We start from the raw sequence: 21746 nt of genomic DNA on the forward strand, positions 1-21746 counted from the left end.
CTTCCCGACAGCACCGGAATGGACCTCAAAAGGACCATTAAGGTAGCTTGAAGATCTATTTAGTGGTGTGCAAGGAACGGGAGGGCACGAATGCGAATCCTGGTGACCGGTGGAACAGGGAACATCGGCAGGCTGGTCGTCGACGAGCTGTTACGGGCGGACGCCGACGAGGTGCGGGTCCTGACCGCCGACCCGGTGCGGGCGGCCCTGCCCCCGGAGGTCGAGGTCGTCGAGGGCTACCTCGGGCGTGTCGAGACGCTGCCGAGGGCGTTGGAGGGTGTCGACCGCATGTACCTCGCGCCGCTGCCGAAGACCGTCGTCGAGGTCATGCGACTCGCCGCCTCGTCGGGCGTGGAGCGTGTCGTCGACGTGGCGGGCGGCAAGGACACCTGGTGGTACTGCATCGAGGAGGCCGTCGAACAGTCCGGGATCGCCTGGACGCATCTAGAACCGGGCGAGTTCATGACCAATCGGCTGAGCTGGGTCGACCAGATTCGCGACACGGGTCGCGTGCGGGACGCCTACCCCGACTCCGCAGGCGCTGCCATCGCGCTGGAGGACATCGCGGTCGTCGCTGCCGCCATGCTCCTGGAGGACGGACACCTGGGCAGGGCCTACGAGCTGACGGGGCCGGAGACGATCAGTCGGGCGGAGATGCTCCGCTGCATCGGGCGCGCACTCGGTCGGCACATTCCCTATGAGGAATTGTCCCACGAACAGGCGGTCGAGCTGTACGCCGCGACCATGGGCGAGTTCGGGAGCTGGTACGTCGGCGGCATGGCCGATCTCGTGGCCGAGCCTCACCGGTCCACCACCACGTTCCAAGACCTCATGGGGCGCCCCGGCACGACCTTCGCCGAGTGGGCGGCGGCCAACGCGGACTCCTTCCGCTGACTCCGTGGGCCCGCCCTGACGTCATCGCCGGCGGCCGCCGTCTCGGGCCGCTCGCGGTCGTCAGGGTGGTCCTGCCAGACCCAGGATGATTCGGACCTGGTGTGCACAGCGGCTCACGAACCAGAGTGACGTCCATGACCGAGATCGACACCGCAGTCCCCGATTTCCGCGACCGGGTAGTGCTGGTCACCGGCGGCACGACGGGCATGGGCCTGGCCACCGCGCGACTGCTGCTGGAACGCAATGCCCATGTGGTCATCACCGGCCGAGACGAGGGACGGCTCGCCTCGGCCGCCGAACGGCTGAGCCGGGCCGCCGACGACGCCCGACTCCTCACCGTGCGCGCGGACTCGGCCGACCTCACCGATCTCGAGGGCCTGGCCGAGGTCATTCGGGAGCGGCACGGCAGGCTGGACGGCGTGTTCGCCAACGCGGGGGTGGGCGCTTTCCAACGAGCCGAGGAGGTCTCCGAGGCGGCCTTCGACCACGTCGTCGACGTCAACTTCAAGGGAGTGTTCTTCACCATCCAGCAGGCGCTGCCACTGCTCGACGCGGCGGGCGGCGGCTCCATCGTGATCAACGCCTCCTGGACGCTGCATCGGGGCATGGCCGTCGCACCGGTGTACGCGGCCAGCAAGGCCGCCGTCCACAACCTGGCACGGACGCTGGGCGCCGACCTGGCAGGCCGGAACATCCGAGTCAACTCGGTCAGCCCCGGCTACATCGTCACCGACATGTTCACCGGGTTCGCCCCTGAACAGGCGGCGCAGGACGCCATCGCCGCCACCGTGCCGCTGAACCGACTCGGCCAGTCCTCGGACGTCGCCGAGGCCGTGGCCTTCCTGCTGTCCCCACAGTCCTCCTACATCACCGCCCAGGACCTTCTGGTGGACGGCGGACTGGTCACCGCGCTGCCCGGCTCCTGAGCCTCGATCCAGGACGCCGAGAGAAGGACATACTGGGCCGATGAACAGCGCGTCGACCATGGGCGAGTTCTTACGTGCCCGGCGTTCCGGACTGAGCCCCGACGTCGTCTCCCTGCCGAGCATCGGGGGGCGACGTCGGGTCTCGGGGCTTCGCCGCGAGGAGATCGCCCAGCTCGCCGGGGTCAGCGTCGACTACTACACCCGTATGGAACAGGGCCGGGTGGCCAATCCATCGGATGCCGTCCTCGACGCGCTCGCTCGCGCCCTGCGATTGGACGCGGAGGAGACCCGGCATCTGCACCGACTCGCCAGGCCGCAGTCGTCCGCCAGAAGGACCGCTCGCCGCAGAACCGTGCCGCAGACGGTGCGCCCCATGCTCCGACGGCTGCTTGACGAACTGGTGGACGTGCCCGCGGTGATCCGCGGCCGCCGGATGGACGTCCTGGCCTGGAACGACGCCGCCTGTGCGCTGTTCGGCGACTTCGCCGAGCTGGACCCGGCCGACCGCAACATCGCCCGCATGACCTTTCTGAATCCCGAGTCCCGTCGGCTGTACGCGGACTGGACGGCCTGCGCTCGCGAGAACGTGGCATACCTGCACATGGAGGCAGGTCTGCATCCCGACGACCCGCAGCTGGCGGGCCTGATCGGCGAGCTCTCCATGAAGAGCGAGGACTTCCGCCGCTGGTGGGCCCAACACCCCGTGCAGGACGGCACCTCGGGCATCAAACGGTTCCACCATCCGGTGGCAGGCGAGCTGACACTGGAGTACGAGACCCTGCGCGCGGCGGGCGACCCGAGTCAGGCGCTGCTCATGTACGCCGCCGAACCGGGCAGCCCCTCGCACGACGCCCTGCGGCTGCTGCTCGCCTGGGCCGTTCCGGAAGCTGCCTGCGCCCCTGAGGCGTCGAGCCGGTCGGGGTTTGACACAAGGCGAGCAGAGGAGCTCTAATCGCTTCTGTGTCGCGTGACGCCGACCAGAGAGCAGTGGGCAGGTCGGCAGTCGGGCGGTCACCTTCGCCAAGGGATCGTGTCATGAGTTCACTCTCCGCATCCTGCGTCTGACCCAGGCGGCGCCTCCGCGTGCGCCCTTCCCGTACTGCCGTGCCCGGCACCGTCGTCTCGAGTCCATGACCTCGCCGATCGTCTAGACCGACCAGAACCCTCGGGGCGGTCGGCGGTCTCTGCTGCCCGATCGAGGTCTCGGCCGCGACAGCACGGCCGTGCGATCTCGGCTGCGCCTGTCGTCCTCTTCTCGTCGCGATCACGCGACCCCTCGACTTCCGGGAGAACCGAACACGCATGTCCAGCTCCTCCCCCGGTGACTCCGTCACCCGAGACTCCTTCCACGACTCCGTCATCACCGAGTTCCGCGCGAACGGCGGCACGGTCGGCGGCCCCTTGGCGGGCGGCGACCTGTTGTTGCTGACCACCACCGGAGCACGAACCGGCAGTGAGTCGACCGTCCCCCTCGGCTATGTGCGGGACGGCGACCGGCTGCTGGTCGTCGGCTCCAACCTCGGCGCGCCCCGCCATCCGGCCTGGTATCACAACCTGCTCGCTCATCCGTCGGTCCGAGTGGAGATCGGCACCGAGACGTTCGAGGCGATCGCGGTCCCGGCAGAAGGCGCACGGCGCGAGCGTCTGTTTCGGCAGGTCGTGGCGGCGGTGCCGGGCTATCGCGACTATCAGGACCGCACCACCCGCCCGCTGCCGGTCGTGGTGTTGGAACGCGGCGACGCGCACTCGGCCGAGCACACCGGCGACGGGAGTCCTCGCGGGATCACCACCCTCGCCGACAAGCTCCTGGCAGTCCACGCGTGGCTTCGCGGCCAGTTGCGGCACCTTGTCGCCGAGACCGACGCACACCTCGCCGCGCGCGCAGCCCACCAGGGGCCGGGCGCGCCGCCCGCGCCCGGACTCGGCATGCAGATCCGACAGCACTGCCTGGCCTTCTGCGAGACGCTGGAGTTCCATCACACCAGTGAGGACGCGCATGTCCTCCCCGCCATCGCCGAGCATCAGCCGCAGTTGCGCGCGGCCGTGGACCGTCTTCGGGAGGAACACCGGACGGTCCGCCGCATCAAGGAGGAGATCCTCACCCTGCTGACCGAGATAGGCACGACCGACGCCCGCCGGTTCCGCACGGAGCTGGACCGCATGTCACGAGAGTTGATCGCGCACCTGGACTACGAGGAGGAGACCGTGCTTCCCATCCTGGCCGCGATTCCGCTGCCGGGGCGCTAGCGAGCAGCCGGTGTCCGCCGTTCGGCGGGGACGCCGGGGTGGAGGTGGGGACGGGAGTCTCCCCGCCCCACCGGCTCCGGCCCGTTGTCAGCGTTCACGGAGCCGGGAGCTGTGCCGTCGCGCCTGGAAGCGGTTTCCACACACGGCCATGGAACACCAGCGTCGATCGCCCGAGCGGGAGACGTCGTGGAAGTGCAGGACGCAGTCCGGGCGAAGCGACGCTGGCGCCCGCACAGCATCGTTGCTCGTAGCCGGAGTCAGTTCGTCTCCGCAGCGGCCTCGCCTGCTCGCCGCAACTGCTCGGTCAGCGCGTCGAGCTGAGCCTCGGCGCGTTCGGCGCGCGCCAACGCGAGGGCGCGGACCTCCTCGAAGGCTCGCAGCCGTTCTTCGGCGGCGGTGCGGGCGTCGGCAGCGGCCCGCAGCAGGTCGGCGCGTTGGTCGGCGGCCTCCGCGTGCAGTCGCTCGGCCTCGGTCGTGGCGAGTCGCCGAGCATCGGCGAGCTCGGCTCGGACTCGCTCCACCTCGGTGCGGGCATCGCTCGCCGTCTGCTCGGCCTGTTGAGCGGACACCTCTGCTCGCTCTGCGCGCACCACGGCCTGCTCTCGGGCGGCGCGCTCCTCCGCGATCTCCTCGGCGGCGAGCCGCCTCGCCTCGGTGATCTCCTGAGCGGCGGCGCGGCGGGCCTGCTCGGTGTCGCGCACGGCCGCTTCGCGGATGCCTTCTACTCGCTCGTCGGCCGCTCGGCGGATTCGGGCGGTCTCCACCTCGGCCTCGTTCCGCGCCGCCTCGACATCGGCTGCGGCCTGCCGGATCGCCGCTTCCATGCGGCCCTGCAGGTCGCGCAGCTCGTCCTGGGCGATCTCGGCGGCACGTTCCGCCTGCTCCGCGGCGGCGCTCGCGTCGTCGGCAGCGGCCATGGCCTCGGTGCGGTCCTTCTCTGCGGCCCGCCGACGCCGCTCGGCCTCGGCGATACCCGATTCGGCCTCGGCGATCCGCCGGGTCGCGTCGGCCTGCGTCGCCTGAATCTGCTCTTCGGCGACTCCGGGGTCGGCCAGGGTGTTCAGCTCGGCCACGGCCTGCTGCATGGTCTTGCTGACCTGGGTCGCCAACCCGCGAAACTGCGTCAGCAGGTCATCAGCCCTGATCTTCGCGGCGGTGACCGGTCCAGCCTGTTTCGTCACGGTGACGTTACTCGTGACGTCGTTCCCCTCCTGGGAGAGCCGCTGTCGCTCTCGCCAGGCCCGCCACCGGGTGTGCTCCGCAAGATCGCAGTACTCCGACGGTCTGCCGGGTCCCGCGCCTCGATGCACCGCGCGCTCACAGCCGGGATAGTTGCAGGTGTTCGTCTTGGCGGCTGCCTCGCTCGACGTCGCCGTCGTGGTCTCGGGGAGCTCCTGCGTGGTCATGAGGCGTGAGCCTAGTGTTCGCCGTGGGCAGACGTTTCTCACGAAACGCGCGTGGTGATTCGTTCGTGGTGATGAAATCCGGTGCCGTCCTGGCGATGGTTCATCGAGGGTGATCCGATCGGCAGGCCGTTCACGGGACTGCCTGTTCTCGATGCGCCGCCCCGGCCGGGGCGGCGTCCGGCGTCGCCGCAGCCGAGCTGAGGTCCGATGTGGACGATGCGCTGTTCCGTCCGGGCAGGCTGCCCCGGTAGCATCCCTGCCGATGACGATGCACGCGCCCCGATCGGACCCGTCGGGCCGTGCCGGTCCGATGCCGACAGATGCGTTGAGCTGGGTCGGGCGCAAAGTACGCCTGCGCCAGATCGTCCCCGCCGACCGCCGTACCTTGACGGGTTTCGATCGAGACTCGACTCGCAGCCCCGCTTCGCAGATCGGCGGATACCGGCACTGGGCGGAGCATCGGACCGCGCCCTCCGATTCGGGCGACGACTTCCGGTTCGCGATCGAGACCCTCTACGGCCGGATGCTGGTCGGGTCGATGTCCGCCGTCCAGACGGACGCCGCGTCGGGTCGGTTCAGCTACGGCATCGGCATCGGGACCGCACATCGGCGCTGTGGTTACGCGGGCGACGCCATCACCGTGTTGCTCAACTTCATGTTCGGCAGGCGCCGTTACCAGAAGTGCGAGGTCAGCATCTACGGCGGCAACCTCGCCTCCCTGTCGCTCCACAGCGGACTCGGCTTCCGCGAAGAGGGCAGGCCGCGAGACACCGAACTGCTGCGCGGCGAGGTGAAGTATCCGGTGCTGATGGGCATCACGGCTCACGAGTTCGCAGTCCGCCACCCCCACGGCACGACATCCGCACCGTCGGACCAGTCCCGACGCGGCAGGCATTCACGGACGCGCCGCCGCGGCCGACACTGGCGCGGCCAAGACTCCGGCTGACGTCGACCGCGCCGTATCGGTTGCCGACACCGGTCCTCCCCGTGCCGAGACGGACCAGCTCGCCTGGCGGACACGGACGCCCAACCCACGCCAGCGCCATCTCCCGCTGGGGGTGGCTCTGGTCATCGGGATGGTGCTGATCCCTTCAGCAGGGTGGTCCGCGCTCCGGGTGCTGGTCCGCTCCACCCTCGTCGCCGATTCCCATCCCGGGCTCGAGCCGGCGACGGAGGAGTGTCCAAGTCAGCTGACACGACCGGCGGATCGATCGTGTTTGCCGGGCGTGGCGCGGGGACGGAGCCTAATCCGGCGATTATCGTCCGACGGTGTCCGAAACAATCGATCCGTGAGGGGGATTCACGAATAGGTTCCCTGTTCCGCAGGACTCGAATCGGTGAGACTCCCGCACCGGACACCGTGGGAGATTGGGAATCCGCCGTCGACACCGGGTAAATAACTCCGCTGTGAGTTGCCTGCACTTGACCAGTGCCGTCCTCGGCCCGGGTGACACAGGGATCTCTCGGAAAAATCATCGGCGTATCGAATCGAGGATTCGAGGATCCGCCATACTCGGCGATTCGACGTGCTGACTGGGTCGATCGCGCCGAGAAAGCGGCTCCGTATCGAGAGAAGGGTGAGAGAGAACGTCATGAGCGCTGCGAAAGAACCGTCGCCGAAACGCATGGCCAGGGCCCGGATCGGTCGAGATCCCAGCTCCGCGCTGGCCGTGATGACGGCACTGATCGGCACTGCACTGCTCGGCTCGGCACTGGTTGCCGGGCCCACCGGCACGGCGGCGACCCCCTCCTCCGCCGGGCTCGCGAGACAGATCGTCGATCCCCAGTTCAACGTCATGGTGGAAGGCGACGCACAGCTCTACGAGAACGAGACCGAGGGCCCGGTGGCCTTGGGCGGCGATCTGTCGTTCCGGACCTACAACGTGGCTGCGAACGATCCGGGAACCTACGTGGCCCCCGGTGACGCTCGCCCAGCGGGGCTCGTGGTCGGCGGAGGCATCGACTTCGACGACACCCCGATGTACGGGCAACTGCGTGTGCTCCAGAACAGCTACGCCAAGATCGGTGACCTCTCCGGTGCGGAGGTGGTCGACGCAGGCAACCTCAGCTTCATTCAGGAGGCGGGCACCGTCATGGGCAGCCTGCCCTCGGTGAGCGTGCAGACCGATCAGCCGGTGGAATCGGTCGGGAGTCCCGCCGGGATCGATTTCGCGGGATTGTTCGCGGGGTATCGCAGTATCGCGAGCGGTCTGGCCGGCTGTCCGCAGACGGTGGAACTGCTCGACCAGAATGGCGCGGGACCGTGGAACGGCATTGATCCCAACGCCACGATCGAGCTGGTCGACGGCCAGAACATCCTGAACCTGACTGCCGATCAGCTCGCCGTGCTCGACAACATCAATCTGGCTCCCGGCAGCCCGGCTCCGGCCGCAGGCCGTTGGCTGATCTTCAACGTCCAGGTAGAGGGTGACTACGTCTTCAGCGTGCCCAACCTCGGCTTCCAGGGTAATCAGGTCTCCCGGCACATGCTGTGGAACTTCACCACCAGCGGCACCATCACGTTGCCTGCGAGCACGGGCAGGACGGTGTGGGGCACCTTCTATGCACCCAACGCTCGCCTCGTCGACCTCAGCGCAGGCAACATCGAAGGCAACGTGGTGGTGCGGGAGTTCCAGCACGGTGGCGAGGAGGTCGGCGTCAGCGGCGGCGAAGTACACCCCGCGTACTTCGAGGATGACGTGATCACTTGTGACGACGTCCCCCCGACGGAGCCGACCGAGCCGACCGAACCCACGGAGCCGACGGAACCCACGGAGCCGACCGAGCCGACCGAACCGACCGAACCCACGGAGCCGACCGAACCGACCGAACCGACCGAACCGACCGAACCCACGAGCCCGACCGAGCCCACGGAACCAACAGAACCAGGTGAGCCGACGGAACCGACCGAGCCCACGAGTCCCGGTGAGCCGACGAGGCCGGAGCCGACCAAGCCGGGTGGCGGCGGCAGTGTGCATGCCCCCGAGCCCCCGCAGGTCGTCCCCGTCGCGCACGTCGAGCAGGCGAGTTCCGGACGTCTCTTCACGGCGGGCCTCGGCGCAGTCCTGATCGCATACTCGGTCCTCGTCTTCCTGCGACGTCCTCGACGACTGTCCTGACGCGGTGCCCGCCGTGTCGCGCTCCGGCGCCTCCTGGAACGCGACGCGATTTGGGCGCGACGGGGGCTGACCCGGTCCCGTCACACCCTGACGCCCGGTGCGAGTACATCGCACCGGGCGTTGTCATGCGGAGACTCCTCACCCCGACTAGACCGAGTGCCAGATGATCCAGCGTCTGGCGGCATCCCGTGCACCGTCGGCTCGCCGGGCTCGACAAGGCGAACACTCTCCGGCACCACTGCTTCAAGCAGTTCGAGGTGTCGCCGAGCGACTACCGACGGGCGTTCCACCGGACAGAGCAGCAGGCACCGAGCCTGCACGCCTCCAGATGAGTCGTCGCGGCACTCCGCGTGAGCCCCTGCTCGGTGAGCGAGGAACGTCCACGGGTCCCCTGTCCCGGGGCCTGCACGCCATCCCGTTGTCCAGACGGCCCGGCGCCTCGACCAGGGCACAACGCGGCTCCCCGGTCGCCGTGGATCCCGTCCGGCGCGGCTGACCAGCGACGCTGCGTGCTCGTCGGCAGTCCCGAGGACACTGCGTCGCCGCGCCGATCCACTACTGGGGCGGACGGTGCAGGTGTGGTGCCGCGAGGCCGTGCCTGGGGGCTTGTCGCCGGGCTAAGCGGTCGGCGATCGCTCGGAGGTCTCGTCGTTGTGGCCACGTGGGTGAGCTGGTGTTGTGACGGTCTGTGGAGTTTCGGGTGGGTCGTTATGGCGTGGCGGGGTGCTGGGTCACAGATGTTGGAAGCGGTGGGTGACCGGCGCTTACGGTCTGGCTTGTACGTCACGGTCCGGTCACGAGAAAAGCATCAAGCAAGGCCCCCCGCGTGTGGGAGTGAGTCCCCCCGGGATGTGTGGGCCGGTCGGTTTTCCCCGCCGATCGCAGTGGCTGTGCCGTTTCCCCGAGACGCAGGAAAGGTTGACGATGCCCCGTACCACTCTGAACGGGCAGTTCACCACCCCGGCGACCCCGGAGCGCACGACCGCTGAAGCTTCCCGCACGACCCGGTTCTCCCGTCGCGGCGCAGGTAAGGCCGTGATCGCCTCCGCGCTGGCGGGTGCGTTCCTGTTGGGTGGCCAGCCGATGCTGGCCGGTGCCGCCGAGGACGGCGGTCCCGACAACTTCGTGGAGGTCCAGAGCACGGAGTCGGTGCTGCCCGCGTTTTATGACAATCCCGCTCGTGGTTTGACGTCGTTGGTGAATGAGACCAAGGCGGAGGCTGATCGGGTGGCGGCGGAGGAGGCTGCGGCTGCGGAGGCGGCGGCGCGTCCTGATTTCGTGAAGCCTGCGGAGGGCACGTTCACCTCTGGTTTCGGTGGTCGGTGGGGCACCACGCATTACGGTGTCGACATCGCCAACTCGATTGGTACGCCGGTGGTGGCGGCCACCGAGGGCACCGTGATCAACGCGGGCCCGGCCACGGGCTTCGGCCAGTGGGTGCGGGTGCAGGCGCCGGACGGCACGATCACCGTCTACGGCCATGTGGAGTCGTTCACCGCTGCGGTGGGCCAGCAGGTGGCCGCGGGCGAGCAGATCGCCACGGTCGGCAACCGGGGCCAGTCCACCGGCCCGCACCTGCACTTCGAGGTCCAGGTCGGCGGTCAGAAGATCGACCCCCAGCCCTGGCTCGCCGAGCGCGGCATCACCCTCCAGTAAGACCACCGAACACCCACACCGAGACGCCCGCCAGGACACCCTGGCGGGCGTCTTCGTGCGTCCACGCCCGGGGTCACTGCCCGAGAGCACCTCGCCCACTACGGCCTCGGGGAACATCGGTACAGCCGTTGGCGCTGAGAACGATCACGGTGAACGCGCCGTCGTGGATACGCAGGGCTACCTGCTCGCGGTGGAGCACGTCGAGCACGTGATCAGCTGTCCGCGGGGTGGGCGTCGGCAAGGGCCTCGCCGAAGAGCCGTCCGGCGAGTTCCACGCAGCGCATCCGGGCAGGAGAGAAGTCGTAAGGCATCTTGGTGATCGCTGTGGCGGCACTCATCTCTGTGCCCTCCTCCCCTTTCAGGTCGGCGTCGTAGATCTCGAAGATCTTCTCCTCGGCCGCGTCGAGACCAGCTGCCTCGATGGCCTGATTCAGGGCCATTTGGTGAGCGCATCGCTGTACGGCGAGTTCTTCGACGCGCGGGTCGTCGGGTTCGACGCCGTCGTCGAGGGCGGCCTCGGCCGCCTCAAGACGGTCCTCCTCGGCCCGAAGGTCGGGGTGGGTGGCCAGCACGATGAACGTGCCGGCCTGGATGGCGGCGCCCAGCGGCCCGAAGATCCGTTCTGTGACTAGCAGGGCGTCCAGATCGGAGGGGCGCAACGCGCCCGGGGGCAGGTGGCTGAGCCGGTCCGTGACCAGTTCGGAGAGCAGCCCCAGCGGGCTGCCCACCGCCTGCAGGCGCTGGACAGCCGCGCGCCGACGTTTGATGGCGGCCTCCTGCGCCGCCAAGGTTTCCTCCAGCCTGCTCAGGACCGACTCGATATCCAGGGCGTCGTCTCCAGCTTCGTCCCGGGCTTCGCCGAAGGCGGCCCGCATGTCGTCCAGGCTGATACCGGCAGCAGCCATCTTGCGGATCCACAGCAGGCGGGTCATGTCGTCATAGCCGTAGCGGCGGCGGCCGTCTCCGCCGCGCTCGGGCTCCGGCAGCAGACCGATCTCGTGGTAGTGGCGGATGGCGCGTGGGGTGATCCCGGCGAACGCAGCGGCATCACCGATCTTGACCTGTCGGGGAGGCGTGAGGGAGGGGTACATCGCAGACAGAGCCTTTCGTGCTGTGGTGCCCCGACTCCACCACATGCCGCTACGGCATGTGCAACAACCACATCCAGGTGCCATCGGAGTCAGGCCCTAGCTGCCGCCGGGACCGATCACGACGAACCATCCGCGAGCGCACGGACCTCCGACACCTTCCGGGCCAGCACCGACACCCCCGGCAGCAGCACCCTGTGCCGGCGCAGCCAGCCCACCGCCTGGTTGAACAGTGCCACCGGCCCTTCGGCGTGCGTCCACGCCCGACCGTGCAGGAACGTACGGAACTTCCGCGCCCACTCCGCATCGTGATACTCGTACGCGTCCCGGATCTCCCACGCGTGCTCGTACGCCGTCGGCTTGCGCTCGGTGTACTGCTTCACACACGAGACGTCCTCGATGCCGAGCTGCTCCCCGAGGTACTGCACCACCGCCCACGGAACGTCCAGCGGGTCGTCCGGGAGGAACCGGCCGATGTAGCACACGGTGCACAACTGAAGGGCGAACCTGAGCCGGTTGTGATCACCGCGCGCCGCTTCGCGATGAGTGTGCGGTCCTCGTCGTCGAGGAAGAAGAACCGCTCCAGCTCCGGCCGGGTCAGCTCCTCGTTGACCTTCCCGTACGAAGCCGCCTGCTCGTCGGTCAAGAACTCCACTGGCATGGACCTGACGCTAACGACGCCCGCAGCCACTCAACGATCTTCCGCCGAACCCCCGCGCCAGGCCGATCGGCTGTGCTAGAAGCCCATGATCACCGGCTTAGCGTTAACCGCTGTACGGCTGTGCCTCAAGGCCGTCATTGGACACGTCGGCGCCTGTCGTCAAACGATCGTTTACCGACCTGCGCCGCTGAGTGGAGGCGTCGCGGATGTTGCGCATTGCGCGCCAGTGTCAACCTTCCGGCCTCGGATCAGGCCGGCCGGTCGGGGCGTATCTGGCGAGCATGGTCTGGACGGCCTGTTCGACGGCGTCGTGGATGTCGGAGGCTGCGGGGTTCCAGTCGGTCAGCAGCATGCGCGGCCACAGCACGTAGTTGGCGATCATGCCGAGGAACTGGTTCGCGGCGCTCACGGCGTCCGGGACATCAGCGTTGCCCGCCTGGTGCTCGGATTCCAAGTAGTGCTGAACGGAGGTGAAGTAGGGCAGCTTGCCGAGTGAGAACTGCATCCGTCCCAGTTCGGGGAAACGAGGCAGTTCGGCGATGACTATCCGGAACAGGGCTGTCATGCCGGGCTGGCCGACCAGGTCGGCATAGCGGTGGCCGACGGTTGTCAGCCCGGAGCGCAGGTCTCCGGTCTGTGGCCGCGCGGCAGCGTCGCCTGCGTCACGCTGCCAGGACTCGGTGACGATGGCCTCGAAGAGGGCTGCCTTGGTGGGGAACCGCTTGAACAGGGTGGACTTCGAGACGCCGGCCGCTTCGGCGATCCGGGCTAGTGAGGTGCCGTCGTAGCCGCGATCCAGGAACAGTTCTGTGGCTGCGGTGGTGATCGCCTCGCGTTTCTGCTGAGCGAGCCTGCGGTGGTGTGCGGAGAGTTCTGCTGCCATGCGGACAGTATGCCGCAGACACGAGGCGAGTCACTTGACTCGCCTCGATAGTCCTGCATACGATACGAGAGCAAGGCGAGTCGAGTGACTCGCATCCTATCTGTGGCGCCCGGGCGAATTCCGGTGCCCGCGCGGTGGAGGAACAGTTCATGACGATCGACAAGATCGCTTTGGTGACCGGTGGGAATCGCGGCCTCGGACGTGGCGCGGCCATCGCTCTGGCCACACGCGGGGTGCGGGTCTTGGTCACCCACCGCGGTGATGCGGCCGGGGCGGAGAAGACGGTGGAACAGGTGCAGGCGGTGGGTGGGACTGCCGCTGTTCTCCGGCTCGACATCAGCGACGTCTCCTCTTTCGCGTCCTTCACCTCCGAACTGAGCGAGCAGCTGGAGCGCTGGGGTACTTCACGGCTCGACATCCTGGTCAACAACGCGGGAGTGGGGATCTTCGGACCGCTGGAGGACGTCGCGATCGACGACTTCGACACGGTGATGGGCACCAACGTCCGGGGCACGTTCTTCCTCATCCAGTCACTTGTGCCGCTGCTGGCCCAAGGCGGCCGCGTCATCAACGTCTCGACGTCACTCACCCGCCACACCAGCCCCGCCACCTCGGTCTACTCCGCCTCGAAGGCCGCCGTCGAAGCCCTGAGTCGCACCCTCGCCGCAGAACTCGGCCCGCGCGGCATCCGGGTCAACTCCATCGCCCCGGGGCCGACCGCCACCGATTTCAACGGTGGAGCGATGCGGGACGACGCCGAGATGCGCCAGGCTCTGGCCGGACAGACCGCGCTCGGCCGCGTCGGCGAACCTGAGGAGATCGGCGACGCCATCGCCACGCTGGCCTCCGAGGGCCTGCGCTGGGTCACCGCCCAGCGAATCGAGGTCTCCGGCGGCGCCCTCCTCTGAGCGACCGGGCGACGGCCTATCAAGACGCAGGCAGCGACGGCCCCGACTCGCCCCCAGCCGGTCTCGTCCTCGTCCAGCTCGGGCGCGTCCGGGTCGCGCAGCGAGCGCAGGGCGCTGGCAGGGTCGAGGCGGTGAAGCTGATCTCCCACGCGTGCTCGTCCGTCTTCGGCCGCTCGGTGTACCGCTTCACCACCGACGGGTCCTCGATACCGAGCTGCGCGGCCTGGTGCTCGACCACCGGCCACGGCGCGTCACGCGGGTCGTCCGGGAGGAACCGGCCGATGTAGCGCACCGTGCACATCTGGAGCGCGAAGCCGAGCTGGTGGTGCGTTGAACGTCGACCGCGATCAGATCGCGGTCGACGTCGTCCATCCGCCGCCGCGCCTCGTCGTGGGGCACCGAGATGTCCAGATCGATCCGGTTGCGCTGCGGCCTCGGCTCGGTCATCTGCTGGAACCAGACCGACCGGCTGTTGTCCGACCGGGTCCACGAGCGCCGCCTCGGGGCCGCTGTCCGCTGCCTCGTCCCGGTATCCGAGGACGGCCTTCCAGAACGGGCGGATCGATGCGATGTCGATTGCGTCGATCGCGAGTTCCAGCACCTGTACGGCCCGCGTTCCGCCGCGTCGGCCTGGGCATCGGTCCGCAGCCCGACCCCCGCGACGAGGGCTGAGATCCGGTGCGCGAGGTCGACGTCGTGCTGGGTCACCGACTCGGTGGCAGGCGACCGCAGCGTGAGGATCAGCCGGTCCCGGCGGAGGTCGGCGCTCAGGTGCCCGTCGGCATCGCCGTCCGTACCGGCCACGATCCGCCTGACGAGCTCGGCCGCCTCCGTCAACGAGACCACTCGCACGTAGGTGTGCAGGCCCGCCAGCACATACCGCCAGCCCAGCTCGCCGACTGTGTCGGAGATCTGCCGACTGCCGGGGGGCCGGCCCAGGTACCGATCGTCGTCCTCCACGCCGACCATCATCGCAGCCCGGCACGTCGGTCTCGTCGGTCTCGGCGACCGACCCCGCACAGGGGCCTTCTCGTCGTGGGCGGCCGTCAGCGCCTCGCGGTGGTCCTCGACCCCCAGCGGTCATCGTCACCGCGACGAAAGACAGCCGCCGTGTTCGATCCGACCCTGAAATTTCTGACCGCCGATAAGTGAACCTTATCGGCGGTCAGCGAGAGTGACGAGGCGATCACCAGGCGTTTCGCAGTCATATCGTTTCGTTTGAAACGTAACTAGCAAACGTAATGAAAGGATGGTGGCGACTACCGGAGGCGCGGGAGCGGAGTGGAACTCGGCAGTCGGGTCAGGACTCTGGTGTGGCCGAGTGATCCGGGAGTTCGCCAAACGACGCGACGGGGCGGCGCCCACGACTTCTGTCGCCCGCCTCGGCCAGGCCCTGCTCGAAGGCGGCGTTTGAGGAACATCGGAACGGAAACCAGCGCTAAGCCCTCGTTGCGCTGGTCAGGGACTCGACCGCTGACCGTTATCCATCGGTATGCAACGTTTCAGTAACGGGAGTGCTGGATGGTGGCTTGTCCGCCCGCCCTGCAGCAGCGGTGGTTATCAGGGAGCTGGCTTCTTCATGTGGTCGGCGGATAGATCGCGATGCGGCGCCTAGTTCGCCAGGTTGGCATCCGGCTGGAGTGGCCCGGCTCCGGGAGCCGGTGGGGTTGGCGGCCGTATTTGCTTAGTGAACTTTCACGTTCCGTAGCCAATAGGGCGACATGTCATTACAGTCGGTTGATCATCGGCGGGTATCGAGCGGTAGTGCTGAGTCCGTAGGGGGCACCCCATGACGAGGACGCTGTTCGGAGGTGACCGGTCGTCGGGGCCGGTCTCAGCTGGTTCTGTCAGGCCAGTGGTGTTGGTGACGCCGCCTCCTGTCACGCATCGCACGGCCGAGGAGAACCTGGGGCTGGGGTATCTGGCGGCGGTGCTGCGGGAGGATGGGTTCGAGGTCCGGGTGTTGGACGGCTGGTTGGCCGGGCTGACGGCTTCCCAACTGGCTAGCGCGGTCATGAGCGGGCCCGTGCCGCTGTTCGTCGGGTTCGCCTGTTATCGGTCCAACATGGACTCGGCGGTGACGACCGCCGCGTTGGTGCGTTCTGGGATGCCGGACGTTCCGATCGTGGCCGGAGGGTTCGGCCCGAGTTTTCACACCGGGGACTTCCTCGCTGCGGGTTTCGACGTCGTGGTGCGTGGCGAGGGGGAGTTGACCGTCGTCGAGCTCGCCCGGTTCTACCGGGATGGCACACCCGTACTGGACTCGATTCTGGGTATCAGCTTCCGGGCCGGTGACGGCGTCGTTCATCGTCCTGCCCGGCCGCTGATCGCCGATCTGGACACGGTGCCGATGCCTGCGCGGGACACGCTGGGTCTCACGTTGGCCCGCCGTAGCCCGGTGCATGTGCAGACCTCGCGGGGCTGCCAGGCCAGCTGCACGTTCTGTTCGATCGTCGCGTTCGAACGTCTCGGTGGCGGGCCGACCTGGAGGCAGCGGTCGATCAGCGGGGTCGTCGACGAGCTGGCGGCACTGGCCGCTCGTGGGGTGGAGCACGTCAAGGTCATCGACGACAGCCTGCTGGAGCCGCCCCGCGACTTGAGTTGGTGTAGTGCGTTAGCCGACGAGATCGCCCGGCGTGGTGTGAGGGTGGCGCTGCGGGGGCAGATCCGGGCCGATCGGGTCGACGACGCGGTGCTCGCCGAGCTGCGACGGGCGGGATTCTGGTCGTTCGCCTGCGGGATCGAGAACTTCTCGCCCACCGCGCTGCGGAGGATGGCCAAGCGCTCCCGCGTCGAGAACAACGTCGCCGCTCTGGAGGCATTCCGGCTGGCCGGGATGTACGTGCAGGCCGGACACATCCTGTTCGACCACGCCACCACGACGGGCGAGTTGGAGGAGAACTGGGCCGGGATGGCCCGGTTCTCCTGGACGATCTCCAAGGGTGTGTTCACCGAGATGTATGCCGCGGCCGGGACCGCCTACACCCGTGCGCTGGCTCGCACCGGACGTCTGGAGGCCGGGCCGGCCGCTGCGGGCACGGCGGGTCTGGGCAACGCGGTCTATGCGGTGGCGGATCCGGCTGCTGCGGCGGCGTATGCCGCGTTGAAGCGCTGGCAGCGCAGTCACGCCCGGATCTATGACCAGACCGTCGATCCCCTGGCCGCGCCCAAAGCCCTCGCCCCACGGGAACGTCCGGAGTTTCACCAGCTCTGCGTAGCCCTGCGCGAAGAAGACCTGAGGTTCTTTCGTTCGGTCCTCGACCTGGTCCACGCCGGTGCCTGCGTCGCCGAGACCGTGGAGTTCACCGAAGCTCGGATCGTGGAGACCGCCCCGTTCTATGTCCGCGCCACCGCCCGAGTCGAGCATGCCTACCGACGGGCTGGATTGGTCTACGACGCCGAGGACAACCCGTTTCTGTGCTGACACCACCACCGTGATCAGGGAGGACTTCATGTCCACGACAGATGCCGTGTTCCCGTGGCAGCCCAACAGCGGCCAGCGGCGGCTTCCGCTGACTCCGCTGGTCGATGCGACCGAACACTTCCGGCGCCAGGGAGTCGGACCGATCGAGCACACCGAGCTGGACGAATGTCCGATCGAGATCCGCAACATCGGCTGGACCCTGGGCAACGACTGCCCCTACCGCTGCACACACTGCTATTCGATGTCGGCACGCGAGAAGGGCATGGACTTCACCCCCGCCATCGTCGATCGCGTCATCGAGCAGCTCGCCGCCAACGGTGTCGAGACGGTCAACCTCGGCGGCAACGAACCCTTGTTCACCAACGGTCCCAACCCCGTCAACACCCTGTTGCCGCGCATCATCCACGGCCTGGCCGACGCCGGGATACTGGTCGGCCTGACCACCTCCGGCATCACCCTGACCCACCTCGAACGCGACCACGCCCACGCCCTCGCACGCCTCAACGACGTCGACGTCTCCTTCGACTCCCCGTATCCGGACGAGCACAACGCCAACCGGGGCGCGAAACTCTTCAAGCAAGCCGTCCGAGCACTGGAGATCTGCCGCGACCATGGGATCCCCCACAGCGTGATCATGTGCGCGATGGCATGGAACTTCACCGACGACCGCATCGACGCCCTCGTCTCCCTGGCCCGCGACAACGACGCACACATCCGCATCAACCCGCTGAAACCGGTTGAGGCACGCCACATGGACAGCGCTCTGCCCGCCGATCAATACTACGCCGGATTCTCCCGGCTGATGGCGCAGTGCTCCCCGATCGATCTCGGTGAACCCCCGCTGGCAGCGGTCACCGACTTCGCCGGCGCGGGCGGCTGTCCGTGCGGGAGGACGTCCTTCCGGATCCACTCCATCACCCCCGATGGGCGCATCCCCGTCTCGCCGTGCGTCTACCTGCACGACTACAAGGTCGGCGACCTCGTCACCGACGACCTCCACGACATCGTGCGCTCGCCTCAGTTCCAGACGTTCCGCCGACGCAACGCCCACCCCGAGGCCATTCCCGGCTGCGCAGGCTGCCCCCTGCTGGCCTCCTGCCGAGGCGGCTGCGCCGGGCGCTCCTACCTGCACCACGCCCACACCACCGGCCAACGAAGCCTGTTCGTCCAAGACCCCTACTGCCCGGTCGATATCGCACCGACCGCACCGTTCCCGACCAACCCGACCCTGCCCACCGACCAGCGACTCGTCCACATGGACTACCTCTGCACGTGGATCGGCAAGCCGTTACCCGCGACCTCTACCCCTTAGAACGACGGCCGACGGCCGGGCCGGGGACACAACCCGGCACGGCCGGCGGTCCGCTTCGGTGGGACGATGGCCGGGTGATCGTGCCTTCGGCGTCGCTGCGGCTGGCCACCGCCTACCTGCACCAACGGGTCAGCCTGCGCATCGACCGGCCCGCAGGAAGCCGCCACCCCCGGCACGGCTACCGCTACCCGGTGAACTACGGCTACCTGCCCGGTGTCCCGGCACCCGACGGCGACGACCTCGACGGTTACTACCTCACCACGACCCCTGTCGAGCAGGCCAACGGCGTCGTGATCGCCGTCATCCACCGCCACGACGACGACGACGACAAGCTCGTCGTCGTCGACGACCACGACACCGACCTCACCGACGACGACATCCACCGCCTGGTCGCCTTTCAAGAACTCCCCGGTCGGTACGACATCGTCCGCCACTCCATAAGCTGAACCGTCCCGTTCGGGTGGCGCCGCAAGCACGTCCTGCCGCCGACTCAAGCATGGTGACCTCCGGCCAGGCATGTAGCGGTGGGCCCCTCGTGACTTCGCGGATTCAACTGTCACGGCGCTCCGTAGCTGCTGGTCAGCCGCGTCGGCGGGGGCCGGACAATGTCTCGGTGGCCTCGTGGACGGCGGCGAGGCCGGGTTTGACGTAGCGCTGGACCGACCGCAGGGACTTGTGGCCGGTCTTCGTCATGATGACGTTGGCGGAGACGTTGGCGTCTCCGAGATGGGTGGCCGAGCTGTGCCGAAGCTGGTGCAGGCGAAGGCCGTCTCCGTGGTGGCCGAGCAGGATTCGGGCTCTGTCGTATCCGAGTCGGGCCCGGCCGGTCTCGGGGCAGATGTCGCGGGTGTCGGTGGTCGCGCGGCGGTGCGGGCCGGGCCTGTGTTCCGACAGGAACAGCGGCCCGTGTTCACGACCGGCGATGAGGCGGGGCAGCAGGTGTGCGGTGTCGGTGCCCCAGGTGATCCACATGGTGTCGCCGCCTTTGACGGTGATCCGGGCCTGCTTGTTGGCCAGGTCCAGATCCTCGATGTTCAGAGCGAGCACCGCGCTGGCTCGGGAGGCGGACTCGTAGAGCATCCGCCACAAGGTCTTCTCCCGGAGTGGGACATTCCGGCGTCGACACAGCCGATCGATCCGGGACCGCGACACGGCTTTGGTGTCGTCGTTGTTCTCGCGCCGCCGTTCGGCGGCCGCGGGCACTGCCGGTGCGGTCCAGTGTTGTCTGGTGGCGCACCAGGTCAGCCAGGAACCGACGGCGGCGCGGTTGCGGTTCCAGGTTGCCGGTTTCGCCGTGCCCCACAGCTGGCTCAGCGTGGTGGCGAGCTCGTCGTCTGCGACGTCGGCCAGCCGCCGGTTCGGGCCGAGCAACTCGGCTGCCCGGTCGAGCACGTTCGTATACGCACGCAGGGTGTGCCGGTTGCTCGTGACCTTCGGCGAGTCGAGGAAGGCGTCGATGGCGGCGCGCACGGTCGGTCCGCCGACCGTGCCCGTTCCGGATCGTCGAGTGTCGAGTGCGGTCACCGTCGCCGCCATCGTCCGCCACTCCTCGCCTAGACCTACCGGATAACACGCACGAGTCACGTATCCGCGTCCGCGTGATCCTTCCAGGTCGACTATCACCAATGTCGATCGGTCTACCGGATAAGGAACCGTTATCCGGTAGCTCCACGCAGCCTGCCCATATAGCGCAAGGTTGCGCCTCGCGTCGCACATTTGCGATGGCCGCAAAACTATGCGTATTGTGTCGTTCATGGTGATGCGAAACATTCTTAGTGATCTGTGTGGCATCGTGCACCCGCTGCCCGACCACCCTGGCGAGGACGCGCCCGACGGCGCGCTCGATGTCTTCTCCGACCAGACCGCCGACGTCGAGCACGACCGCGAACGGCTCCGGGGAAACATGGAGGCCGCCTGGGACGGCGCCGACGTCGACCCCCTGCTCGGCGAGATCAGTGACGCACGCGCCGAGATCCGTGCCGCCGAACACCGGCTGCGACTGCTGATCGCCTACGGCCGCGAGTTCGTCGAACCCCGCCCCTACACCCTCGACACCCTCGCCCAGGCCGCCGGCATGTCGGTCTCCGGGGTGCGCACCGCCTACGACGACGAGGAGATCGTGGAGGTTGCCCGGCGCATCGGCGCGAAGTTGCGCCGCCGTGACCAGGCCGACGCGGACGGGACATCGTCGTGATCGGCTTCCCGGGCGGCCTCCGGCCCCGGCCCGACGCGGCCTGCACGTGCGAACCTGCCTGGCTGGCCCTGGCCGTCCGGTTGGAGGACGGAACCCTCATCGACGTCCTGCCTGCCGCCACCCCCGGCGGGCTGGCCTGCCTGTACGCGGCCTGCTGTACTCGTTGCGCCGCGCGCTACCCGCACCCTTTCCGCGTGGCGCCCCGCACCCACGCGGCCTGACCACCATGCTGATCTCGAGAACGGAACCTGGACGGCTCGGGTGACACGTCCCCGCCGGGCCGTCCAGGTTCGAAACCGCCGCCGGGCGGCGGTTCAGCGATCGAGCGCGCTGGGCTGCACCCGGAGTGTGGCGACCTGTGTCGGAGTCTTCTTCGCGCGGGAGATGTCGGACATCGTCCAGTGCACTCCGACGACTTCCCAGGTCTCGTTACGTTCATCGCCCAGCGTGTCGCCGTGGTACCGGCGAGTCCGGACGGTGATGGTCTCCCCGACCCGGGGCACGACGACGACACCACCGGTCCCGGTCATCGAGTCGGGATACTGCAAGGGAGTGTGCGGGGCCATGAGCAGGACGTTCGCGTCGTCCCTGCCCTGCTCGTCCACGGCGAGGTAGTGGATCACCAGTTCAACGGGTGCGGTCACACCAATCCTTCCTTCGGTTCGGCTGCCTCGACCCCAACGGGGAGGATGAGCAGCAGGTTCCTCACGCATCCCGCCGTCACCTGCGCGGACTCAGCGCCTCACCGGCCCACCACCGGCGTTGTCGGCGTTGCCCAGCAGCTCGGCGGTCAGGTCACGCAGACCGGCGACGGCGGAGAACCGCGGGTCATTGGCGGGATCGTGCCCGTCGGTCTTGGCCTGCTCCCACATGGCATCGACGTACTCGTGCAGCGCCAGCCGCGCCTCGTACTGCGCCACCAGCTCCTCACCGCTCAACGCAGCGAGAGCGAGGTGATCGTGCGGCGTGAACCCGTTACACAACTCAATGACCATCATCTGGTGATCCAACTTCTCGGTCTCGTCCAT

The 21746-nt window shown here is 68.2% G+C and carries 24 protein-coding genes; 13 read left to right on the plus strand and 11 right to left on the minus strand.

All coding sequences use genetic code 11. From position 1 onward, the window contains the following. The first annotated feature begins 90 nt into the window (after positions 1-90). The 4 genes from UA75_RS15660 to UA75_RS15675 all read left to right on the plus strand — a co-directional run bounded on the left by UA75_RS15660 (position 91) and on the right by UA75_RS15675 (position 4067). Positions 91-894 (plus strand): NAD(P)H-binding protein, encoded by an 804-nt coding sequence (locus UA75_RS15660; RefSeq protein ID WP_075740882.1) that lies wholly within the window; start codon positions 91-93, stop codon positions 892-894. 134 nt (positions 895-1028) lie between these two features. Then, complete coding sequence (locus UA75_RS15665) at positions 1029-1820, plus strand: SDR family NAD(P)-dependent oxidoreductase (protein WP_075740883.1); 792 nt, start codon at positions 1029-1031, stop codon at positions 1818-1820. 40 nt (positions 1821-1860) lie between these two features. Then, complete coding sequence (locus UA75_RS15670; protein ID WP_075740884.1) at positions 1861-2772, plus strand: helix-turn-helix transcriptional regulator; 912 nt, start codon at positions 1861-1863, stop codon at positions 2770-2772. Between the two features lie 350 nt (positions 2773-3122). Next, positions 3123-4067: a nitroreductase/quinone reductase family protein gene (locus UA75_RS15675; protein WP_075740885.1), complete on the plus strand. Its 945-nt coding sequence runs from the start codon at positions 3123-3125 to the stop codon at positions 4065-4067. A gap of 87 nt (positions 4068-4154) precedes the next feature. Here the strand turns inward: UA75_RS15675 and UA75_RS34540 are convergent, their stop codons facing one another. Both UA75_RS34540 and UA75_RS15685 read right to left on the minus strand, forming a co-directional pair. Continuing rightward, positions 4155-4301 carry a CGNR zinc finger domain-containing protein gene (locus tag UA75_RS34540; protein ID WP_404799979.1) on the minus strand — a complete coding sequence of 49 codons (147 nt, stop codon included), beginning with the start codon at positions 4299-4301 and terminating at the stop codon, positions 4155-4157. Positions 4302-4324: 23 nt separating this feature from the next. Then, positions 4325-5473: a hypothetical protein gene (locus tag UA75_RS15685; protein WP_075740886.1), complete on the minus strand. Its 1149-nt coding sequence runs from the start codon at positions 5471-5473 to the stop codon at positions 4325-4327. Between the two features lie 310 nt (positions 5474-5783). On the opposite strand from UA75_RS15685, the gene UA75_RS15690 reads away from it, so the two are divergent. From UA75_RS15690 to UA75_RS15705, 3 genes are all read left to right on the plus strand, one after another. Continuing rightward, positions 5784-6419: a GNAT family N-acetyltransferase gene (locus tag UA75_RS15690; protein ID WP_075743850.1), complete on the plus strand. Its 636-nt coding sequence runs from the start codon at positions 5784-5786 to the stop codon at positions 6417-6419. A 631-nt stretch (positions 6420-7050) separates the two neighbouring features. Next, positions 7051-8592 carry a choice-of-anchor A family protein gene (locus tag UA75_RS31820; protein WP_157434209.1) on the plus strand — a complete coding sequence of 514 codons (1542 nt, stop codon included), beginning with the start codon at positions 7051-7053 and terminating at the stop codon, positions 8590-8592. A gap of 924 nt (positions 8593-9516) precedes the next feature. Further along, positions 9517-10248 (plus strand): M23 family metallopeptidase, encoded by a 732-nt coding sequence (locus UA75_RS15705; RefSeq protein ID WP_232237774.1) that lies wholly within the window; start codon positions 9517-9519, stop codon positions 10246-10248. A gap of 212 nt (positions 10249-10460) precedes the next feature. Here the strand turns inward: UA75_RS15705 and UA75_RS15710 are convergent, their stop codons facing one another. The 4 genes from UA75_RS15710 to UA75_RS15720 all read right to left on the minus strand — a co-directional run bounded on the left by UA75_RS15710 (position 10461) and on the right by UA75_RS15720 (position 12880). Beyond that, positions 10461-11339 carry a MerR family transcriptional regulator gene (locus tag UA75_RS15710; protein ID WP_075740887.1) on the minus strand — a complete coding sequence of 293 codons (879 nt, stop codon included), beginning with the start codon at positions 11337-11339 and terminating at the stop codon, positions 10461-10463. A 116-nt stretch (positions 11340-11455) separates the two neighbouring features. Beyond that, the gene (locus UA75_RS34545; RefSeq protein WP_232237775.1) at positions 11456-11821 is read right to left on the minus strand and encodes a DUF4158 domain-containing protein; all 366 of its coding nucleotides are present in this window, start codon (positions 11819-11821) and stop codon (positions 11456-11458) included. After that, positions 11716-11997, minus strand: coding sequence for a DUF4158 domain-containing protein (locus UA75_RS34550; protein WP_232237776.1), 282 nt, complete (start codon positions 11995-11997; stop codon positions 11716-11718). The genes UA75_RS34545 and UA75_RS34550 overlap by 106 nt, the downstream gene beginning before the upstream one ends. A gap of 229 nt (positions 11998-12226) precedes the next feature. After that, positions 12227-12880, minus strand: a complete 654-nt coding sequence (locus tag UA75_RS15720; protein WP_075740888.1) for a TetR/AcrR family transcriptional regulator — start codon at positions 12878-12880, stop codon at positions 12227-12229. 149 nt (positions 12881-13029) lie between these two features. On the opposite strand from UA75_RS15720, the gene UA75_RS15725 reads away from it, so the two are divergent. Further along, complete coding sequence (locus UA75_RS15725) at positions 13030-13788, plus strand: SDR family NAD(P)-dependent oxidoreductase (protein ID WP_083684065.1); 759 nt, start codon at positions 13030-13032, stop codon at positions 13786-13788. Positions 13789-13807: 19 nt separating this feature from the next. Here UA75_RS15725 and UA75_RS35170 read toward each other — a convergent pair whose 3' ends face one another. Both UA75_RS35170 and UA75_RS34555 read right to left on the minus strand, forming a co-directional pair. Further along, positions 13808-14089: a DUF4158 domain-containing protein gene (locus UA75_RS35170; protein WP_404799980.1), complete on the minus strand. Its 282-nt coding sequence runs from the start codon at positions 14087-14089 to the stop codon at positions 13808-13810. Beyond that, positions 13975-14748: a hypothetical protein gene (locus UA75_RS34555; protein WP_232237777.1), complete on the minus strand. Its 774-nt coding sequence runs from the start codon at positions 14746-14748 to the stop codon at positions 13975-13977. The genes UA75_RS35170 and UA75_RS34555 overlap by 115 nt, the downstream gene beginning before the upstream one ends. A gap of 904 nt (positions 14749-15652) precedes the next feature. Here UA75_RS34555 and UA75_RS15735 point away from each other — a divergent pair. The 3 genes from UA75_RS15735 to UA75_RS15745 all read left to right on the plus strand — a co-directional run bounded on the left by UA75_RS15735 (position 15653) and on the right by UA75_RS15745 (position 18970). Then, positions 15653-17212, plus strand: coding sequence for a B12-binding domain-containing radical SAM protein (locus tag UA75_RS15735; RefSeq protein ID WP_198043039.1), 1560 nt, complete (start codon positions 15653-15655; stop codon positions 17210-17212). 28 nt (positions 17213-17240) lie between these two features. Then, a complete protein-coding gene (locus UA75_RS15740; RefSeq protein ID WP_075743852.1) occupies positions 17241-18524 on the plus strand; it encodes a radical SAM/SPASM domain-containing protein in 1284 nt (427 codons plus the stop codon). A 74-nt stretch (positions 18525-18598) separates the two neighbouring features. Beyond that, positions 18599-18970 carry an inorganic diphosphatase gene (locus UA75_RS15745; protein ID WP_198043040.1) on the plus strand — a complete coding sequence of 124 codons (372 nt, stop codon included), beginning with the start codon at positions 18599-18601 and terminating at the stop codon, positions 18968-18970. Positions 18971-19103: 133 nt separating this feature from the next. Here UA75_RS15745 and UA75_RS15750 read toward each other — a convergent pair whose 3' ends face one another. After that, positions 19104-20060, minus strand: a complete 957-nt coding sequence (locus UA75_RS15750; protein ID WP_075740890.1) for a tyrosine-type recombinase/integrase — start codon at positions 20058-20060, stop codon at positions 19104-19106. A gap of 217 nt (positions 20061-20277) precedes the next feature. On the opposite strand from UA75_RS15750, the gene UA75_RS15755 reads away from it, so the two are divergent. Together UA75_RS15755 and UA75_RS15760 are read left to right on the plus strand one after the other, a co-directional pair. Further along, on the plus strand, positions 20278-20718 hold the full coding sequence (locus UA75_RS15755; RefSeq protein WP_075740891.1) for a hypothetical protein: 441 nt from the start codon (positions 20278-20280) through the stop codon (positions 20716-20718). Next, positions 20715-20939, plus strand: a complete 225-nt coding sequence (locus tag UA75_RS15760; RefSeq protein ID WP_075740892.1) for a hypothetical protein — start codon at positions 20715-20717, stop codon at positions 20937-20939. The genes UA75_RS15755 and UA75_RS15760 overlap by 4 nt, the downstream gene beginning before the upstream one ends. A 93-nt stretch (positions 20940-21032) precedes the next feature. On the opposite strand, the gene UA75_RS15765 is transcribed toward UA75_RS15760, so the two are convergent. Then, positions 21033-21362, minus strand: coding sequence for a hypothetical protein (locus UA75_RS15765; protein ID WP_075740893.1), 330 nt, complete (start codon positions 21360-21362; stop codon positions 21033-21035). A gap of 90 nt (positions 21363-21452) precedes the next feature. Next, positions 21453-21746 carry a hypothetical protein gene (locus UA75_RS15770; protein ID WP_075740894.1) on the minus strand — a complete coding sequence of 98 codons (294 nt, stop codon included), beginning with the start codon at positions 21744-21746 and terminating at the stop codon, positions 21453-21455.

It is taken from the genome of Actinoalloteichus sp. GBA129-24, assembly GCF_001941645.1.
Lineage (GTDB): Bacteria > Actinomycetota > Actinomycetes > Mycobacteriales > Pseudonocardiaceae > Actinoalloteichus_A > Actinoalloteichus_A fjordicus.

Coding starts and splice junctions, on each gene's coding strand:
- UA75_RS15660 (WP_075740882.1), top strand. CDS start 91: ATGCGAATCCTGGTGACCGGTGGAACAGGGAACATCGGCAGGCTGGTC.
- UA75_RS15665 (WP_075740883.1), top strand. CDS start 1,029: ATGACCGAGATCGACACCGCAGTCCCCGATTTCCGCGACCGGGTAGTG.
- UA75_RS15670 (WP_075740884.1), top strand. CDS start 1,861: ATGAACAGCGCGTCGACCATGGGCGAGTTCTTACGTGCCCGGCGTTCC.
- UA75_RS15675 (WP_075740885.1), top strand. CDS start 3,123: ATGTCCAGCTCCTCCCCCGGTGACTCCGTCACCCGAGACTCCTTCCAC.
- UA75_RS15685 (WP_075740886.1), bottom strand. CDS start 5,473: ATGACCACGCAGGAGCTCCCCGAGACCACGACGGCGACGTCGAGCGAG.
- UA75_RS15690 (WP_075743850.1), top strand. CDS start 5,784: ATGCCGACAGATGCGTTGAGCTGGGTCGGGCGCAAAGTACGCCTGCGC.
- UA75_RS15705 (WP_232237774.1), top strand. CDS start 9,517: ATGCCCCGTACCACTCTGAACGGGCAGTTCACCACCCCGGCGACCCCG.
- UA75_RS15710 (WP_075740887.1), bottom strand. CDS start 11,339: ATGTACCCCTCCCTCACGCCTCCCCGACAGGTCAAGATCGGTGATGCC.
- UA75_RS34550 (WP_232237776.1), bottom strand. CDS start 11,997: ATGCCAGTGGAGTTCTTGACCGACGAGCAGGCGGCTTCGTACGGGAAG.
- UA75_RS15720 (WP_075740888.1), bottom strand. CDS start 12,880: ATGGCAGCAGAACTCTCCGCACACCACCGCAGGCTCGCTCAGCAGAAA.
- UA75_RS15725 (WP_083684065.1), top strand. CDS start 13,030: ATGACGATCGACAAGATCGCTTTGGTGACCGGTGGGAATCGCGGCCTC.
- UA75_RS35170 (WP_404799980.1), bottom strand. CDS start 14,089: ATGTGCACGGTGCGCTACATCGGCCGGTTCCTCCCGGACGACCCGCGT.
- UA75_RS15740 (WP_075743852.1), top strand. CDS start 17,241: ATGTCCACGACAGATGCCGTGTTCCCGTGGCAGCCCAACAGCGGCCAG.
- UA75_RS15750 (WP_075740890.1), bottom strand. CDS start 20,060: ATGGCGGCGACGGTGACCGCACTCGACACTCGACGATCCGGAACGGGC.
- UA75_RS15755 (WP_075740891.1), top strand. CDS start 20,278: ATGGTGATGCGAAACATTCTTAGTGATCTGTGTGGCATCGTGCACCCG.
- UA75_RS15770 (WP_075740894.1), bottom strand. CDS start 21,746: ATGGACGAGACCGAGAAGTTGGATCACCAGATGATGGTCATTGAGTTG.